Below are 18,495 nucleotides of genomic sequence, written 5' to 3'. Positions count from 1 at the left end.
TTTGTCTACTAGCTTACTAATAGGTATAGGAAACGTTTTGTACGCTGATGAAGGGATCGGCGTACATTTTGTTAATTATATCGATGAAAAATACGCTTTCTATCAGCCAAACCATCAACTCGATATTTTAGATGGTGGCACCCTTGCTCAAGGACTTATCCCTATTCTTTGTCAATATGACAACTTAATTGTGGTGGATACCGTAAACAGTCCAGGGGTAAAGCCCGGAGAGGTGTATTCATTTAATTTTGATCAAGCGCCACCCGAAATTGATTGGCAAGGCAGTGCCCATGAGGTTGAGATGCTGCAAACCCTGATCATGATGGACATGGTCGGTGATAGACCCAATACTCACGTGATTGGAGTTACGCCGACAGTCATCGAGCCGATGACATTAGGCTTAACTGAGTCAATACAAGCTGCGGTGCCGACGATGGAAAAAGCCTTACTGGCACACCTTGAAAAAGCAGGTTTTAGCTATACAAAAAAACACAGTGTTAATATTAACGACTTAATCCCTGATTCCTATAAACGTGGATGTCAGCCCTATGCATAAAGTCAGTTTTAATTTTACCTGCCAGCGCCCAGTGGCCTTTTATGCGCAGCTTTGTAATCAATATATAGCCGATACCCGCTTTGACTTTAGCGCGGGTTTTAACAACAATCGCTATTTTTTAGAAGTTGAGGCCACAGAGCCACAACTCGCCGCCCTTGCCGATGAGATTGCCGCCAAATTTTTATATTCAATCTGGTTATGCTCTGCTGATGTCGGTGTCATCAAAACCCGTAAAGGCAGCCAAAAGCCGCTAGCCCATGCTGAGCTCAACATCAGTTACTGTAGTGAATGCCAGCCGCAGATGGTTAATGCCGCAGATGCTAACTTTTTAAAGCTTGATCTAGTTTGTCCCCATTGTCACGGACATGAGCGTATAAGCACCTTAGAGCAATCTATGGCGCCGCAAGATCTTATTGCAATTACAGAGCGGTTAAAAAATGACACCAAGATTAGTTTAAGCAGCAGTGGCAGCACTTATTTAAGTTCTGAATTAAGTTCTGTATCAAGTTCGGATCCAAGTTCAAATTTCAGTTTGAGCTTACAACCTTTTGCCAAAAACGCTGGCCAACAACATATTTTAATCTGTAACCCCCAGCATTTAAGTAAGTATTTTGCAGTGCAGCAGTACCATACCCTCGCCTTATCCAGTTTAGAAAAACCGCGACTCAAACTGATGTCAGCTGATGCAGCAGTCTTTTCAGGTGTTACTACTGCTAAACATCAAGCTAAGTGTAAAGTCCAGCCAACACTTACTGATCCATACTATCAAGTGAGCTTTGCTGACAGTCGTTTACTTATGGCACTGGCTGATCAGCTAAACACTATTGGTATTGATTGGGTCTATATTGATATAAACGATTCAGTTAGCGCTGATACTCATAACGACTTACACAAGCCTTTAACTAAGTCCATAGCTAAGCCAAGCGTAACTCGCATCAATAATGCTTGGGTAGAAATCGCCAGCAATCACCAATTCTCCATTAATGGCGCCAGCCCATTACATGATGTTGCTCAATACAAACACTATGAAGCCAGCTGGAACAACAAACAGATCCATTGCCGTATGTCAGCAGCTGATAACACCGCTGTGACTGAAATAACAGTGACTGGAATAGACGCGCCTAGCTGCGCCATGCACGCAGGTTTGCTGAATTTGTCTGAAGCTGTGATCAGTCAAATTTCCAATCGAATGCTGTCGAATCAAACGCTAGCAGCAACAGACAAACAATCCATCACCAGTGCCACACTCTATTTCAGCCATGACAACCCCAGTGTAGTTATTACCCAAAATAAACAACAAAAAATTGCCCAGTTTTTACGATTACCGACTTTTGAGCAACATGGCGCTGATATTATTGCGCAATTACAGCACGAAGAATCAAAAGTACTCGCTAAGTTTACCCTAGCATTTCCACAACAAATCCATCAATTAGCACTAACCAAACTGGATAAAGCTAGTGATAATATTCAACATTTTATTGGCCTAGCTGCCATGTTGATTTTAGATGATGAGGCCTTAAATCAATTAACCAGTATTGACGCGAAAGCAGATGCGTTTCATGCACTGGCGCAGCAGTATCATGGTAATAATGCCCCTAGAATTGATTTTCCACTTTGTTCAGAAAACGGCTATAGGAGCATTAATTGGCGCCGTACCTTTGCCAGCTTAATGAGTTTTAAATTAGCTGGCGCCAATCCCGCCATTTTAGCTTTTGGCTTTTTTGATTCACTGGCTGATTATCTTAGTAACTGGCTTGATCATCTGGAGCAGCAACAAGGAATTGATGCCGTGGTGTTAGCAGGCAACGATTTAGTCTATAGCGTACTTGCTGAGCGCCTATGTATGCGGCTACAAAAGAATTACCCTCTAGTGGTAAACCATCAATTAGATCTCGATGGCGCCAACATTGCCATTGGTGGTTTGTATCTCGCCAAAAGACGTGGGTTAAGGTAAGCCTATGGGAATGCATCAAGCCTATCTTCAACAGGTAAAACTCAATATAAACGGCATAGTCCAAGGGGTTGGTTTTCGCCCTTACGTTTATCAATTAGCCACTCAGTCTAATTTGCTCGGCAGTGTGCTAAATAATGAGCAAGGTGTATGCATTCATCTACAAGGATTAAATACTGATATCAATCATGTGATCCATCAGTTAAGAGTTAATCCACCGCCATTAGCCAGAATCGATAAACTGAATGTGGTAGAAGAACGAATCGATACAAGACTAGCCGACTTTACAATCAGCCAAAGTCAGTCTAATCAACAAGCCATAGTGTCAATTTCAGCCGATAAAAGTAGCTGCACAGATTGCTTAGCTGACATCGCAGATCCAAATAATCGTCATTACCAATACCCTTTTACAAATTGCACCAATTGCGGGCCAAGATACAGCATTGTTAAGCAACTTCCCTATGATCGCCATCTTACCTCAATGGCTAATTTTGCTATGTGTGATGACTGCCGAAAAGCCTATGAAGATCCCTTAAATCGACGCTACCATGCTCAGCCAGTGAGCTGCCCTAAATGCGGCCCCAAGTTACGTTTTGACATGCTTACCCATGGGCAGATAACTGAGGTTATTACTGATCAACAGCAAGTGTTTTCAGCCATCATCAGCGCGTTAAATAATGGCAAAATTTTAGCAGTTAAAGGTCTAGGGGGCTTTCATATTATTTGTGATGCCACTAATGATGAGGCCATTAAAAAGCTAAGATCACGTAAAAAGCGCCCAGCAAAGCCCTTTGCCGTTATGGCAGCAGATATCGAGCAAGCCAAACAACTCGTTACTGGCACAAAAACTGAATGGCAACTCTTAAGTAGTGCTGAAAAACCTATCACCTTAATGGCTAAACACGCCAATATTGATAATTTTATCAGCAAGTTAATTGCACCCGACATAGATAAATTAGGACTGTTTCTGCCCTACACTCCCATGCATCATCTGTTGCTTAATGCCTTTACCAAACCTATTGTTGCCACCAGCGCAAATCTTTCAGGCTTACCCATTATTACCGACGCCAACGAGATTATGTCGCAACTAGGCCATGTGATTGATGGCCTCGTTGACCACAACAGAGCCATTGTAAACCCTTGTGATGATAGCGTTGTTCAAGTAATTAACGAGCAAATTCAGGTTATTCGATTAGCAAGAGGCTATGCGCCATTAAGTATTGCCTTACCCAGCGCCATTAAATATCCAATTCTTGGGGTCGGGGCGCAGCAAAAAAATACTCAATGCTTTGCTTTTAAACAACATGCCTTTATTAGCCCGCATATTGGTGACTTGTATAACCTCGAAACTAACCAATTATTTGAACACACCTTAAACACATTTAAGCGACTGTATCGTTTTAGCCCTGAGAAAATCATCACTGATAAGCACCCTGATTATGCATCTAGCCAATGGGCTAATAATCAACACAATGTCCCGATTTCACAGGTTCAACATCACCATGCGCATATCCTTAGTGTGCTGGCGATCAATAACTACCAAAAACCAGTATTAGGATTTAGTTTTGATGGCACAGGCTTAGGTGATGATGACAGCCTTTGGGGCAGTGAGTGCATGTTGCTTGATGGCATTAATTATCGCAGTGTCGCTCACTTGAAGTCATTTAAGTTAATTGGTGGCGAGCAAGCGATTAAACATCCCGTAAGGATTTTATTAGCCTTGTTATTCGAGCACTTCAGCCTTGCTCAAATAAAAAACCTGCCCATCGAGGCAATTCAAACAATGCCTGCTCATACCTTAGATAATTTACATCGTATGTGGCTTAACAATAGTGCTTGCATTGAATCACGCTCAATAGGACGGCTGTTTGATGCCATTGCTGTTGCACTTAATCTTATTGAAACGAATCAGTTTGAAGCCCAAGCAGGCATGTTAATTGAAACTTGTGCTAATAACTGGCTCAAGCAATCAATAGCATCTAATACAACAAATACTGCCAACACTGAGCAGCAATTACTGGCATTGTCTCCAGAGCCAACAGTAGCTGCTTCTGCAGTTAAAGTTTGGGATAGCAGCGGATTAATCAAACAAGTTATCGGGCTTATCACGGCTAAACAGCCGCCATCGACCGAACAATTATGTTTTGCATTCACAGCGAGTTTAAGCCGAGCTGTCGCTGATGTTGCTAATCAGTACCCTGAATATGCTTTAGTGTTTAGCGGCGGTGTGTTTCAAAATAAATTACTACTAACACAATGTCAGCAAGCGTTAAAGCAGCGGCAAATACTACCCAGTAAACTTATCCCTATAAACGATGCCGGCATCTCTTTAGGGCAATTATGGTTTGCCTATTTACAACAACAAACAACACAAATAGCCAATTAATATTTAAATAACGATTAATTGCTGATGTTAATCAAAGAATAATTTTTAACCGCCATTGATACTGAGATATAGCAAGAGGCGTTTCGAATAAGGAATATTGATATGTGCCAAGATTGCGGATGTTCAATTACAGATCATCAACATAGCCTACACTCTAACCCGCAGCTTAATGATACTAAGACCTTATCTGTTATTCATAAAATATTAGATAAGAATGATCATGAAGCCCAGCATAACCGTGCGCATTTTGAAGCCAATAACGTCATGGCTTTTAACTTAATGAGTAGCCCTGGTAGCGGTAAAACCACTTTACTGGAATATTTACCCACTCATTTAATGGCTAAATTCGCGGTCATTGAAGGCGACTTAGAAACCTCTCGTGATGCTGACCGCTTAATCGCTAAAGGCATTAGTGCTTATCAAATTCAAACCGGCTCAGCCTGTCACTTAGATGCCTTTATGGTGCATCAAGCGCTGCACCATATTGACCTTAAACCTATTGATGTCTGCTTCGTAGAAAACGTTGGCAATCTTGTTTGCCCCGCCAGTTACGATGTCGGCACCCACAAAAATATCGTGCTGTTATCTGTGCCTGAAGGTGACGATAAAATTGAAAAGTACCCGGTGATGTTTCGCCGTGCAGATTTGGTACTCATAACCAAAATGGATTTAGCCGAGCATTTTGACTTTTCCTTAACCGAATGCGAGCAGCAACTAAAAAAACTCAATCCTGATGTGACCTTATTACCCATTTCAGTCAAAGACCCACAATCTCTTAACCAAGTGGCTGATTGGATAAACAGCGCAATTGGAGCGCAATAATATGTGCTTATCAGTGCCTTCTCAAATTACCGCTGTTCACGATGATACTAGTGTCACCGTCGATACCTTAGGGGTTAAACGCCGGGTCAGTAGTCACCTAATGACAGAGCCATTAAAGGTGGGCGAATTTGTGCTGATCCATATCGGATTTGTGATGAATAAAATCGATACAGAAGATGCCAAATTAAGTTTGGAACTCTATAAAGAGATTGTTGATAAACTTAATGATGAAGGAAATGATTTATGATCCTCACTGATCTATATCAACAGTTTCGCAATCCTAACACCATCAAAGCGTTAGCAGAAGAGATAAACTCACATGCTAGTCAGATAGATACTGATATTAACATAATGGAAGTATGCGGCGGTCATACCCACACCATAATGAAATATGGTTTAAAGCAATTGCTGCCAGCTAACATCAATTTTATTCATGGACCCGGCTGTCCTGTGTGTATTATGCCAAAAGAGCGCATCGACCACGCTGCTGCATTAGCACAGCTTGATGACGTTATATTATTGACCCTAGGCGATATGATCCGAGTGCCTGGTTCAAAAGGTAGCCTTGCTCAATTTCGTGCTAAAGGTTGTGATATTCGGCCTTTATACGACCCTATGGATGCCCTTAGTATCGCAAAAGACAATCCCGATAAAACCATTATCTTTTTTGCCATCGGCTTTGAAACATCAACCCCAATGACTGCCGTGTTAATTGACCAAGCTGAAAAACAGCAAATAAATAATCTGTTATTTCATATCAACCACGTACTAGTGCCACCAGCGATTGATGCCGTGATGGCCAACCCACAAGCTAAAGTAAATGCCTTTATAGGACCTGCCCATGTGAGCGTGATTAGCGGCGCTAAAATTTACCAAGCGGCTGTAGATAACTACAACACACCAGTGGTAGTAGCGGGTTTTGAACCTGTGGATGTGATGGAATCGATTCTTAGAATTGTAAAACAAAAACAGCAAAATATTGCCCAGCTTGATAATCAATACAGCCGCGCGGTCAGTTACGAGGGTAATCAAGCAGCGCAGGCATTAATCGACCAATACTTAACCCTTAGAGCATCATTTAGGTGGCGTGGTTTAGGGCCGATTGCAAAATCAGCATTGACCTTAAAACCCCAGTACGCCCATCGCGACGCCGAAATTATATTCAAACAACAGCTACCCACTGTAGAAATTGATGACCACAAAGCCTGTCAATGCGGTGATATTTTGCGCGGTCTCGCCAATCCACAAGATTGCAAAGTCTTTGGCAGAGTCTGCTCTCCAGACAATCCATTGGGCAGTTGTATGGTCAGCTCTGAAGGTGCCTGCAATGCATATTATCGTTATACAGGAGTAACGAATGCCAGCGAATAAATATCAACAAGTGCAGTTAAGCCATGGCGGCGGTGGTAAAGAAATGAACAGTTTAATTACTGATATGTTCTTTAAAGCTTTTTCAAATCCAATTTTGGAGTCTCAAGAAGATGCTGCGGATTTAAATTTAACTGGCCATTGTGCATTTACTACCGACTCTTTTACCGTTGAGCCTTTATTTTTTGCTGGTGGTGATATCGGCAAACTGGCCGTTGCTGGCACAGTCAACGATCTAGCCATGATGGCAGCGCAGCCAGAATATTTAAGCTGCAGCTTTATAATTGAAGAAGGCTTTGCCATTAAAGATCTGAATACCATAGTGCAAAGCATGGCCGCTGAATTACATAAATCTGGTGCACGTATTGTCTGTGGTGATACTAAAGTAGTGCCTAAAGGTTGCGCTGACGGCATATTTATCAATACCTCAGGTGTGGGCCGAATTTTAAAACCCGGTATTTCAGTTAAAAACCTGCAACAAGGTGACGCTATTATCGTATCCCGCGACATTGGAAGGCACGGAGCAGCCATTTTAATGGCACGTGATAGCTTATGTTTAGAGTCTGAACTCACCAGTGATTGCGCCACACTCTGGCCCATAGTCGAGCAACTCATTGCAGCGAATATCGAAATCCATGCCATGAGAGATGCCACTCGCGGCGGCCTGTCTGCGGTATTAAATGAATGGGCCAATGCATCTGCTGTTGGCATTGAAGTCGATGAAAAATTAATTCCAATATCGCCACAAGTCCAAGGCCTGTGTGAACTTTATGGTTTTGAAGCCTTTGATTTAGCAAATGAAGGCACCTTTATTATGGCCCTGCCACAGGAGAGAGCTGAGCAGGCTTTAACTATCATGAAACAATATTGCCACTGCGATCAAGCCTGCATTATCGGCAATGTGACTAATCAACACCTTGGCAAAGTAGTATTAACCACACCATGGGGCAGTAGCCGCTATTTAGATGTTCCCCAAGGTGAGCTATTACCAAGGATTTGCTAATGCACGAGTATTCAATTGTGATGTCATTATTGGAGCAAATTGAGCAATTAGCGGCCCAAAATCAAGCTAATGAAATCATCAGAGTACAGATTAAAGTTGGGGTGTTAAGTGGCGTCGAGCCACGTTTATTGGCCACGGCGTTTGAAACTTTCAAACTTGAAGGGATTTGCCACAACGCTATGCTGGATATGAATATACAGGCGCTAATCATTCACTGCCGCCAATGTGACACGCAATCAGAATTAACCGAACGTAATATTGTTTGCCCAAGATGTTTAAGTACCAATACTCAGGTAATAGATGGTGAGCAGATGATGTTAATGCAACTTGAAATGAATACCGATTAAAGCTCAATTTGTAATAACTTTTATTAACCAATTAAAAAAGAATTATTGAGGAACTAACAATGAAAACGAAACTAACCGCAATGCTAATGGCTGCATCCCCTACTCTTGCATTTGCCCACGAAGGTCATGGCGCAGTCAGTCTATTTCATCATCTGTATGAACTCGCACCTGCTATTGCATTAGTAGCCATTGTCGCCTTAGTTATTTACAACAAAACGCGATAACTTGCTTAGACAGCACTTATTTAAAACAGCACTTATTTTAACAAAAGTCGCTTAGTCAATATTAGTTAGCCAGATACAGCCGGCTTACTTTTAATGCTATCCCTTTGAGCCAGAGCTCCCCACTGCGCTCAATGGGTAGTTTTTTGTATTTATCAGCCAGCCCCGCAAACATAACTAATTTGTCTGGCAATTATGCTAAGCTGCCTCACCTTCTATCTTGAAACAGTCGTGGTTAAAATAAATCCTCAGCAGTGCAAGCGTCTATCAAGCCAAAAATGATATTACCCTCTATTTTGTGTAGTTTATGTCATTCTTAAGGCTAATTTGTTCATAAAACCATCTAAAAAATCTAGTTCACGCTTATAAATCGGCTTTGTTTAGCTTAAGGTAATATTTCACCAAGACCACAAGTTAACTGATCCAAGGATGTACTATGTCAGCAGCTGCGATAATTGCCACTAACCGATTTGGACTTGGCGCGAGGCCAAACGAACTATCCCTAGCGACTAACGATCCAAAAGCCTACTTAGTTAAACAATTGGTGATCCCAGAGTTTGAAGCAACTGAATTCAACTCTGACGAAATAATCCGTCAAGTAAGCGAATTTTTAAGACAAGAGCAGCTAGCAAAAAAAAACCGTCAAACTGAAAATATGATGTCCATGCAAGGTCAATCTAATGCAAATAAAGCCAACAATAAAAAGAAATTTAACGGGCCAAAGCCACTGCCGCCACACAAACAAGCCTATTACCAGCTAACAGCCAGTGCATTTAATAGCGCAATCAATTCTCCAAACTCATTAAGCTGGCGTTTATTACATTTTTTTTCAAATCATTTTAGTGTCACAGTCAGTGGACGAGTGATGACAGCACTTGCCGCCACATTAGAGCGTGAAGCCATAGCGCCAAATTTATTAGGATCATTTGCAGACATGCTACTGGCAGTGACCAGTCATCCTGCCATGATACGTTATCTCAATAATGAAAAGTCGTTCGGTGCAAATTCCCCTCTTGGCAAGCGAGGCAAAGGGTTAAATGAAAATCTAGCTCGAGAAATCCTCGAACTGCACACCCTTGGAGTTAATGGTGGTTACACTCAAGCTGATGTCATTGAGCTAGCAAACGGAATTAGCGGCTGGAGCATTGCCAACCCCAGAAAAGATAATGCCACAGGTTTTATCTATCGAGTCAATGGCCATGAGCCAGGACCTAGAACCCTACTTGGTAAACAATATCCTGCCGCACAAGACAATGCCTCTGGCGTTAAACAGGGTCAAGCTATGCTGGCTGGTATTGCCAAACAGCCACAAACTGCAACCCACCTGTGCTATAAAATAGTTAAATATTTTATAAGTGATAATCCTTCTGAAACACTGCAAACCAAGCTTGTTGAAACATGGAACAGCACCAATGGCAACATCAAACAAGTTATGCTGACCTTAATTAATGCAGACGAGTCATGGCAGCCTGAACAGCTGAAGTTTAAAACCCCCGTTGAACATGTCATCTCTAGTTACCGCGCAGTTAATAAGCCTGTCACTAACATGCAAAAATTACTTAAGCAGTTAGGTGAAATGGGTCAACAGCCTTTTAAAGCGGGCTCCCCTGAGGGATTTGGCGATCTAGAACCAGACTGGAACAGTGCTAATGCATTAATGACCAAAATCAACTGGACCACACAATTTGCTACCTCCCAACGAGATTCTGATACAGCTCAGGCAATTAATACCGTATATGGCAACTCATTATCTGAATTATCATTTAATACCATTACCCGTGCAGAAAGTCGTGAACAAGCTTTAGCGTTATTATTACTTACCCCTGAGTTCTTAAGGAGATAACATGCAACGTCGTGAATTTATTAAAGGGATCAGTGCCAGTTTAGTGATGTTAAGCAGCGGCCTAGCGCCTAGCTCTGTGGCGAATGCAACATCCGCGTCCTCAGCTAAAACTAAAAAGAATATCGTCTGGGTCATACTTCGCGGCGCACTTGACCCATTGCATACCATAGTGCCACTAAAGGAGCCTAACTTTTCTCAATTAAGACCCACGCTAGCAGGTAATGTCGCCAATTCAAAACTCGTGTTAAACCCACAATTTAGTTTAAATCCAGTATTAACCAATATGCATCAGTGGTATCTCGACAAGCAACTGTTACCTATTGTGGCAGTATCGTCTGGTTACCCTGAGCGGTCACATTTTGCTGGACAAGACTTTTTAGAAAGCGGTGGAGAACTTAAAGAGCTTGAGTCTGGCTGGTTAGGACGAGCCATAAGTGCTTCACTAGATCATAAAAACAATAGCGCTATTGCCATATCAAACGCTATCCCTATCAGTTTACGCGGGAGTGATAGTGTCAATACTTGGTATCCCACTAAAGGAGAGCCCGCTGATGAAGATATTTATCAGCAGTTAGCCGTGCTTTATCAACAAGACAAAAAATTATCTCAAAACCTAATGGATGGGATCTCATTGAAAGAAATGGCCATGCGAGGTGGTGGCAATAAGAGTCGTAAATTTGTCGCCTTAGCTAAAGCCTGTGGTAATTTCTTAAACCAAAGTGATGAAATAGATTGCGCCATGTTAGAAATGGGCGGCTGGGATACCCATAGCAACCAACATAGTCGCCTTAACCGTCAATTGAGCCAATTAGATAAAGGCCTAAAAGCACTTAAAAGCGCTTTAGTTAATCAATGGCAAAATACTGTGATAATTGTTGCTACTGAGTTTGGCCGCACTGTAAAAGAAAATGGCACCTATGGTACGGATCATGGCACTGGTAGTGCTATGTTTATCGCAGGTGGCGCAGTAAAAGGCGGTAAAGTCTTAGGGCAATGGCCGGGACTTAAACCTGAGCAGTTATTTCAAAATCGAGACTTACAACCTACCAGTAATAGTTTTAGCTGGATATCGACTGTGATGCAGCAACATTGGCAATTAACAACTGAAGAGATAAATCACATACTGCCAAACAACACACCCTATGATGTACCTATCATTAGCTAAACCCGTAGCAATACAATCCCTAAAAAAATGCCTGACTTATTGCTAAGTCAGGCATTTATCATCTAAGGCTATTAACCCTTTGGTTTAAACTTTAGGCTTTTAACGCACTATCAATCATCACTTGTGCCTGACTGATAATTTCAGCTAAATGCGCCTCACTGACAAAGCTTTCAGCGTAAATTTTAAATAATGCTTCAGTGCCAGATGGACGCGCGGCAAACCAGCCATTTTCGGTGGTGACTTTAATGCCGCCAATTGCCGCATTGTTACCTGGCGCATGAGATAAAATAGCCGTAATGGTTTCACCTGCAAGGACTGTATCGGTAAAGCTATCTGACGATAAGGTCTCAAACTTGGCTTTTTTCTTCAGGCTTATAGGACTATCGATACGGGTATAGTAACTCTTACCAAACTGTTCAGTTAGCTCGACATAACGCTGGGCAGGCGTTTTACCTGTTACCGCTAAAATTTCAGCGGCTAACAAAGCCAGAATAAAACCATCTTTATCGGTACACCAAGTAGAACCATCTTTATTTAAAAAGGCAGCGCCGGCACTTTCTTCACCGCCAAACGCAATACTGCTGTTAGCAAGACCGTCAACAAACCATTTAAAGCCCACTGGTACTTCTAAACAATGTCGTTGATGTGATTGACAAATTCTGTCGATAATTGCACTTGATACTAAGGTTTTACCAATGGCTAAGTCTGCCGCCCAATCTTTGCGGTAAGTCAGCAAGTAATCTATAGCGACAGCAAGGTAATGATTTGGGTTCATTAATCCAAAACCTGGGCAAACAATACCGTGACGATCGTAATCTGGATCATTACCTACACACACATCAAAGTTTTCGCTATGTGCCAGTAATCCCGCCATGGCATAAGGTGATGAACAATCCATGCGGATTTTTCCATCTTTATCTAACGGCATAAAACCAAAACTTGGGTCGACTTTGTCGTTAACTAAGGTAATGTCTAAACCATATTGCTCAGCAATGTGAGACCAATAGTAAATACCAGAGCCCCCCAATGGATCGACACCAATTTTAATTTTAGCTTTTGCTATCGCTTCGAGATCAATAACCTTGCTTAATGCATTAACATAAGGTGCGATAAAATCAACTTCATTAATCCAGCCTGACTCTACAGCAGTACCGTAATTGACTTTTTTAACGCCATTTAATTGATTAGCTAAATATTCATTGGCAGCAGTTTCAATTTGTTTAGTGATCTCGCCTTCAGCAGGTCCACCATGGGGCGGATTATATTTAATACCACCATCTTGAGGCGGATTATGCGATGGTGTAATAATAAGACCGTCAGTGAGGTCGCCGCCATTAACATTGGCACTCACAATAGTTTGTGAGACGACCGGTGTTGGGGTAAAACCCTCATCTTTTTGCACTCTTACAGCGACTTGATTCGCTGTGAGTACTTCAAGCACCGACATATAAGCTGCATACGATAGGGCGTGGGTGTCAAAACCTACAATCATAGGCCCGCTGATACCCGCTTGTTGACGATAATCAACCACAGCCTGAGTTATGGCCCAAATGTGATTTTGGTTAAAACTGGCCTTAAGTGAACTGCCGCGATGACCTGATGTACCAAAAGTCACTTTTTGTTGTACATCTTCAACATTGGGTATGATGCGGTAATAGTGGCTCATCAATTTGGGTAAATTAATCAAATCCTTTTGTATTGCTACAGTGCCTGCTCTGTCATGAATTGCCACGGTATACTCCCTATTTTAGAAATTTAAAATTGCCTTAGATTCTGTCTGAAATTGATTTTGCCAGCTCTTCATTACAGCCGAGTTGCAATAACACTTCTGATAAAATAGTGCGCTTTTTGGCGGTGTTGTTATTAGTGGTAACCCAATAACCGCTAGTACCAATTTCCTTCGGATTAGCAGACTGACTGGCTTTTAATAATTCCGCTTTTGAACGAGCAAAATATAAACGGCCTCGGCCTTGGATTTTTAATATTTGATCAAAAGTGGCTGGCGTCATTGCAGAAAGTGACTCTAACAAAAACATAAAGCGCCCTACTGCGCCTTTTTGTTGCGATAACATATGCTCATGAACCACTGTGTTGAAATCCACAGCTGTTTTTACTTCTTCAACAATGATGGGGTCAACAACTTCTTGCTTGATGACTTCAGCGCTAACTTCAACCTCAGTAACGCTAACGGCATGGGCAGTTTCTAGGCTAGGTTCACTGATGGCTAAAGGCTCAGCAGGTTCGATTGATTCAATAGAAAGATCCAACAAACGGCGTAAAATATCAGATGCACTTTCACCAATGCGTTCTGTTTTACTTGCAATATAACGATAGAGTTCTTCGTCTATCTCAATATATTTACTCATTAATGCTTCCTTTGGTCTTAATCTATAGTCAAAAACGTCAAGCCACTTACGACATTGAATAATGACCAGTGGCATTACCGATCGATTTAGATCGATCTTTATATAATGACAGTCTACCCATCTCACGCCGATGGTAAAGAGTAAAAACAGCTAAACATCTCAAAATTAGTCAATTTCACATCATCAATGGCACTGATGGATGCTTTAATGAACATATAACAACTGACTAATTCATTTCAGTTCTTGATCATCATCCCCTTTTACAGGCAAAATCACGCCTTCGTTGACAATCAAAATGGACATTTCAATGCATTACGTTTCATCAGGTACTGGCCCTGCAGTGGTTTTAATTCATGGCTTATTTGGTAATTTGGACAACCTGAAAAACCTCGCAAATGCACTGGAAGCAAACCATCAGGTTATTCGTGTCGACTTACCTAACCATGGTTTAAGTGAACATTGGCAATATTTGGACTACCCACTCCTTGCCGAAGCTTGCGTAGAGTTGCTAAACAGCTTGAATTTAACCGAAGCACATTTTGTTGGCCATTCGATGGGCGGTAAAGTCGCCATGGCTTTAGCGTTATTACATCCCGAAAAAGTCACTAGCTTAGTGGTTGCAGATATCGCCCCAGTGGCTTATGAACCACGTCATCAAACCGTATTTGCAGGGTTAACATCCTTAACTCTAGATCAATCCACCAACAGAAAATCAGCATTAGAGCATTTAATCAGCGCTGATATTGATTTAGGTACCGCGCAGTTTTTGCTTAAAAACCTGCAGCGAACCGACAATGGCTTTGAGTGGAAAATGAATCTTGACGGTTTAATCGAGAATTATCCGCAAATCATTGCTTGGGATATCACCGACAAACAATACGATAAGGCCTGTTTCTTTATCCGTGGTGGTGACTCTCAATACGTGCTTGCAGAGCACACCAATGCCATCATGACGCAGTTCCCTCGTGTCAGTGCCAAAACCATCAATGGTACAGGTCATTGGTTACATGCCCAAAAACCTGAAATATTTAATCGATTAGTTGCTGAGTTTATCGATAGCAATAGCCAATAATTAACTTGTAAATTTTCATTAATAGAAGCCAACAAATATGGCTCATAGTATATCTATGTGATATATTCCCGCCCTCTTTTAGCCTTAAAGCATTACTAAAGGAAAAAACATGTTGAATCAGTATATGGATCAAATTGAGACATTAGGTCTAAACTTGTTTTTTGCTTTAATATTTTTCTTTATTGGTATGGCTATTCACGATGTCCTTAAGCAAGGCCAAGTGCCCAAATTTGGACGTTACATCGTATGGTTAGTATTATTCCTTGGCTGTGCCGGGTTTGTAGCAAAAGGTATTATTCAGATCACCTGGGAAGGTTCAGGGATCGGTTAAACAGAACGATGGCAAAAGAAACAACAGATAGAACCACCATTGACCTGTTTGCTTCAGAGAAGCGTCGTGGACGTCCTAGAAGCAACCCCTTAAGTCGGGAACAACAGTTAAAGGTCAATAAGCGCAATCAAATACAACGTGATCGCGCTAACGGATTAAAACGAATAGAGTTAAAGGTGTCACAAGTTTTATATGACGCCTTGAACGAACAAGCATTGGCCAGTAACATCAGCCGTAGCCAGTTAATCGAATTAATCTTGCAACAACAAATCGACAACTGAACCGTTTTTTTAAATTCGCAAAGCGAACATGATATTTAAAGGATAGACAATGGCAACTGTAGGTCTTTTTTTCGGTAGTGACACTGGTAATACCGAGGCTGTAGCCAAAATGATCCAGAAGAAGTTGGGTAAAAAAATGGTCGATGTCAAAGACATCGCCAAAAGCACCAAAGAGCAAATCGCTGAGTTCGATTTGATCTTATTTGGTATTCCAACATGGTATTACGGTGAAGCTCAATGCGATTGGGATGACTTTTTCCCAGAGCTAGAACAAGTTGACTTCACTGATAAGTTAGTCGCAATTTTTGGCTGTGGCGATCAAGAAGATTACGCTGAGTACTTCCTTGACGCTATGGGCATGGTTGGTGATATCGTATCTGAGCGTGGCGGGATCATTATTGGTCATTGGCCAACAGAAGGTTACGACTTTGAAGCATCAAAAGGTTTAGTTGACGACAAACACTTTATTGGTTTAGGTATTGATGAAGATCGTCAACCTGAACTGACTGAAGAGCGTGTTGACGCTTGGGTTAAGCAAATTTATGAAGAAATGTGCTTAGCTGAATTAGAAGACTAATATTGAGTCTCTAACTTTGTTTTTACTGTTAAGTAAAAACAGTTTAAAAAGCGGCCATAGCCGCTTTTTTTAGCGCTGACATTTAGCGCCAAATAGCTAGCTGCTGTGTTGAGAGAAAAAAGTGAACAAATCAAGCAATCAACATTGGGATATATTCTGCGCTGTTGTTGATAACTACGGCGACATCGGTGTCACCTGGCGTTTAGCCAAACAATTGCACGCAGAATACGGTATTGAAATCAATTTATGGGTCGATGACTTACACAGTTTTTCGCATATTTTGCCGCAATTAAACCCAGCTATAGCCCAGCAATACTTTTGCGGTGTTAATATTTTTCAATGGAACAAGCCATTAGATATAGAGTACAAAGCTGGAAGCGTATTGATTGAAGCTTTTGCTTGTGAATTACCTTCACAAGTTAAAAGCAGTATTGAAGAACTCCATAATCATAATAAACACCACACTTCAACCTCATCACCTACTCCACCGCTATGGATAAACCTTGAATACCTTTGCGCTGAAGATTGGGTAGACGGCTGTCACGGTTTACCTTCAATGCAACAAAGTGGCCTTAAAAAGTATTTTTATTTTCCTGGGTTTACTGCAAAAAGTGGCGGATTGATTTGCGAGCAAGACTTATTTAGTCAACGTAATGCTTGGCAAGCTGATAGCAGTAATAAACTGTCATTGTTTCGCCAATTAGGTTTATCAGGCATTAACGCTGAAGATGTCGTCGTATCAGTATTTAGTTATGAGTCACAAGCCCTAGCAAGTTTGGTCAAGCTTTGGCGTCAATCAAGCCAAACCATGCATGCGTTAATTCCCGTGGGCAAAAGCTTAACCAGCATCATTGATTTATTGCCAGTGACCATAGAAAACATTAAACCAGGTCAGCAATATCAGCTGGAAAATCTGGTTATTCACATTCTGCCTATGACAGATCAAAGCGGCTTTGACCGACTGCTTTGGAGCTGTGATATCAACATTGTCCGCGGAGAAGACTCTTTTTTGCGCGCTCAGTGGGCAGCTAGGCCGTTTATTTGGCATATTTACCCACAAGATGAAGATTATCACCTAGTAAAACTGCAGGCTTTTGTTAATATCTATACCCACAAACTTGATGATAGATTTGCAAATATCTTCTCGGAAGTAAATTTTGCATTCAATCAGCAACGTGCCGATATCTCAGATTATTGGCAACAACTTATTTCAGTGCAATTGCCTATGCAGCGTCATGCTACAGATTGGGCAGTTGATGCTAAAAATGATGCAGATCTTGCTACACGTCTGGTTCAATTTATTAAAACCAGCTAAGATACTGCGCAATTAAAATTAATACCTAAAATATAGGAATAAAGTAATGAAAACTGCTCATGAACTCCGTCCTGGTAACGTGATCATGTTAGATGGCAGCCCATGGGTTGTTCAGAAAACTGAAACAACTCGCTCTGGTCGTAACGCTGCAATCGTTAAAATCAAATTAAAGAACGTTCTACAAGACTCTACCACTGAAACCACCTTTAAAGGTGATGACAAAATGGAAGATATCATCCTAGAACGTTTAGCATGTACTTATTCTTACTACGCAGATCCTATGTATGTATTTATGGATGCTGAGTACAACCAATATGACGTTGAAGCTGACAACTTAGGTGATGCTTCTGCTTATATCGTTGACGGTATGGAAGAAGAATGTTCAGTCACTTTCTACGAAGGTAAAGCGATTTCTGTTGAATTACCGACTAGCATCGTTCGTGAAGTAACTTACACTGAACCTGCTGCTCGTGGTGATACTTCAGGTAAAGTAATGAAGCCAGCAACCATTACTGGTGGTGGTACTGTTACGGTAGCTGAATTCGTTAAAATCGGTGATAAAATCGAAATTGATACTCGTACTAACGAGTTCAAAAAACGCGTTTAATTATCGCTATCATTAGGGAGGCCCTTAACGGAACCACCCTAAAAGTCTAAAAGCCAGCAATTGCTGGCTTTTTTGTTTTTTGTATTTATTTTATGCACTTAGTTAGCTTATCTTTAATAAGAGAGTTGCACTCAAAAAAACCAGCAATTCAGTGTTTCATCTTACTCATGCTCACCAATTTAGTCATTTAACCTAACCGAGTATCGATAATATAAGCCGCACAGTACAATCCGCTAATAAACTCAATAAAATATTCAATTAATCCTTTTCTCACTGCCATTAAT

19 protein-coding genes are annotated in these 18,495 nt (G+C 41.3%); 17 read left to right on the top strand and 2 right to left on the bottom strand.

Annotated elements, in window-relative coordinates:
* Position 1: 1 nt before the first annotated feature.
* From AB4140_RS06190 to AB4140_RS06140, 11 genes are all read left to right on the top strand, one after another.
* A complete protein-coding gene (locus AB4140_RS06190; protein WP_102476759.1) occupies positions 2-556 on the top strand; it encodes a HyaD/HybD family hydrogenase maturation endopeptidase in 555 nt (184 codons plus the stop codon).
* On the top strand, positions 549-2,510 hold the full coding sequence (locus AB4140_RS06185; RefSeq protein WP_372000173.1) for a hypothetical protein: 1,962 nt from the start codon (positions 549-551) through the stop codon (positions 2,508-2,510). The genes AB4140_RS06190 and AB4140_RS06185 overlap by 8 nt, the downstream gene beginning before the upstream one ends.
* 4 nt (positions 2,511-2,514) lie before the next feature.
* Positions 2,515-4,893, top strand: a complete 2,379-nt coding sequence (gene hypF / locus AB4140_RS06180; protein WP_372000171.1) for a carbamoyltransferase HypF — start codon at positions 2,515-2,517, stop codon at positions 4,891-4,893.
* Between the two features lie 102 nt (positions 4,894-4,995).
* Complete coding sequence (gene hypB, locus AB4140_RS06175; RefSeq protein WP_303446323.1) at positions 4,996-5,715, top strand: hydrogenase nickel incorporation protein HypB; 720 nt, start codon at positions 4,996-4,998, stop codon at positions 5,713-5,715.
* Between the two features lies 1 nt (position 5,716).
* Positions 5,717-5,962 (top strand): HypC/HybG/HupF family hydrogenase formation chaperone, encoded by a 246-nt coding sequence (locus tag AB4140_RS06170; protein WP_102435486.1) that lies wholly within the window; start codon positions 5,717-5,719, stop codon positions 5,960-5,962.
* Complete coding sequence (hypD, locus tag AB4140_RS06165) at positions 5,959-7,086, top strand: hydrogenase formation protein HypD (RefSeq protein WP_372000168.1); 1,128 nt, start codon at positions 5,959-5,961, stop codon at positions 7,084-7,086. Before AB4140_RS06170 ends, hypD begins: the two co-directional genes overlap by 4 nt.
* Positions 7,073-8,086: a hydrogenase expression/formation protein HypE gene (gene hypE, locus AB4140_RS06160; protein WP_372000166.1), complete on the top strand. Its 1,014-nt coding sequence runs from the start codon at positions 7,073-7,075 to the stop codon at positions 8,084-8,086. The genes hypD and hypE overlap by 14 nt, the downstream gene beginning before the upstream one ends.
* The gene (locus AB4140_RS06155; protein ID WP_102435491.1) at positions 8,086-8,433 is read left to right on the top strand and encodes a hydrogenase maturation nickel metallochaperone HypA; all 348 of its coding nucleotides are present in this window, start codon (positions 8,086-8,088) and stop codon (positions 8,431-8,433) included. The genes hypE and AB4140_RS06155 overlap by 1 nt, the downstream gene beginning before the upstream one ends.
* A gap of 59 nt (positions 8,434-8,492) precedes the next feature.
* The gene (locus tag AB4140_RS06150; RefSeq protein ID WP_198589276.1) at positions 8,493-8,657 is read left to right on the top strand and encodes a hypothetical protein; all 165 of its coding nucleotides are present in this window, start codon (positions 8,493-8,495) and stop codon (positions 8,655-8,657) included.
* A gap of 433 nt (positions 8,658-9,090) precedes the next feature.
* Positions 9,091-10,497 carry a DUF1800 family protein gene (locus AB4140_RS06145; protein WP_372000164.1) on the top strand — a complete coding sequence of 469 codons (1,407 nt, stop codon included), beginning with the start codon at positions 9,091-9,093 and terminating at the stop codon, positions 10,495-10,497.
* A gap of 1 nt (position 10,498) precedes the next feature.
* Complete coding sequence (locus AB4140_RS06140; RefSeq protein ID WP_372000162.1) at positions 10,499-11,662, top strand: DUF1501 domain-containing protein; 1,164 nt, start codon at positions 10,499-10,501, stop codon at positions 11,660-11,662.
* Positions 11,663-11,753: 91 nt separating this feature from the next.
* Here the strand turns inward: AB4140_RS06140 and pgm are convergent, their stop codons facing one another.
* Together pgm and seqA are read right to left on the bottom strand one after the other, a co-directional pair.
* Positions 11,754-13,394 carry a phosphoglucomutase (alpha-D-glucose-1,6-bisphosphate-dependent) gene (gene pgm / locus AB4140_RS06135; protein ID WP_372000160.1) on the bottom strand — a complete coding sequence of 547 codons (1,641 nt, stop codon included), beginning with the start codon at positions 13,392-13,394 and terminating at the stop codon, positions 11,754-11,756.
* 34 nt (positions 13,395-13,428) lie between these two features.
* Complete coding sequence (seqA, locus tag AB4140_RS06130; protein WP_372000158.1) at positions 13,429-14,028, bottom strand: replication initiation negative regulator SeqA; 600 nt, start codon at positions 14,026-14,028, stop codon at positions 13,429-13,431.
* Positions 14,029-14,335: 307 nt separating this feature from the next.
* Between seqA and AB4140_RS06125 the strand changes: the two genes are divergently transcribed.
* The 6 genes from AB4140_RS06125 to efp all read left to right on the top strand — a co-directional run bounded on the left by AB4140_RS06125 (position 14,336) and on the right by efp (position 18,211).
* Positions 14,336-15,100, top strand: coding sequence for an alpha/beta fold hydrolase (locus tag AB4140_RS06125; RefSeq protein ID WP_102435500.1), 765 nt, complete (start codon positions 14,336-14,338; stop codon positions 15,098-15,100).
* Positions 15,101-15,209: 109 nt separating this feature from the next.
* On the top strand, positions 15,210-15,431 hold the full coding sequence (locus AB4140_RS06120; RefSeq protein ID WP_076540959.1) for a DUF2788 domain-containing protein: 222 nt from the start codon (positions 15,210-15,212) through the stop codon (positions 15,429-15,431).
* 8 nt (positions 15,432-15,439) lie between these two features.
* Entirely contained in the window at positions 15,440-15,712 is a 273-nt protein-coding gene (gene ybfE, locus AB4140_RS06115; RefSeq protein WP_076540961.1) for a LexA regulated protein, read from the top strand.
* 49 nt (positions 15,713-15,761) lie between these two features.
* A complete protein-coding gene (fldA, locus tag AB4140_RS06110) occupies positions 15,762-16,289 on the top strand; it encodes a flavodoxin FldA (protein ID WP_076540963.1) in 528 nt (175 codons plus the stop codon).
* 121 nt (positions 16,290-16,410) lie between these two features.
* Positions 16,411-17,604, top strand: coding sequence for an elongation factor P maturation arginine rhamnosyltransferase EarP (gene earP, locus AB4140_RS06105; RefSeq protein WP_372000155.1), 1,194 nt, complete (start codon positions 16,411-16,413; stop codon positions 17,602-17,604).
* Positions 17,605-17,650: 46 nt separating this feature from the next.
* Complete coding sequence (gene efp / locus AB4140_RS06100; RefSeq protein ID WP_076540967.1) at positions 17,651-18,211, top strand: elongation factor P; 561 nt, start codon at positions 17,651-17,653, stop codon at positions 18,209-18,211.
* The last annotated feature ends 284 nt before the right edge of the window (positions 18,212-18,495 follow it).

The sequence above is a fragment of the Shewanella sp. 10N.286.51.B2 genome (genome assembly GCF_041469265.1).
In the GTDB taxonomy this organism is placed as follows: Bacteria; Pseudomonadota; Gammaproteobacteria; order Enterobacterales; family Shewanellaceae; genus Shewanella.
This window is presented reverse-complemented; position numbering and strand designations above follow the sequence as displayed.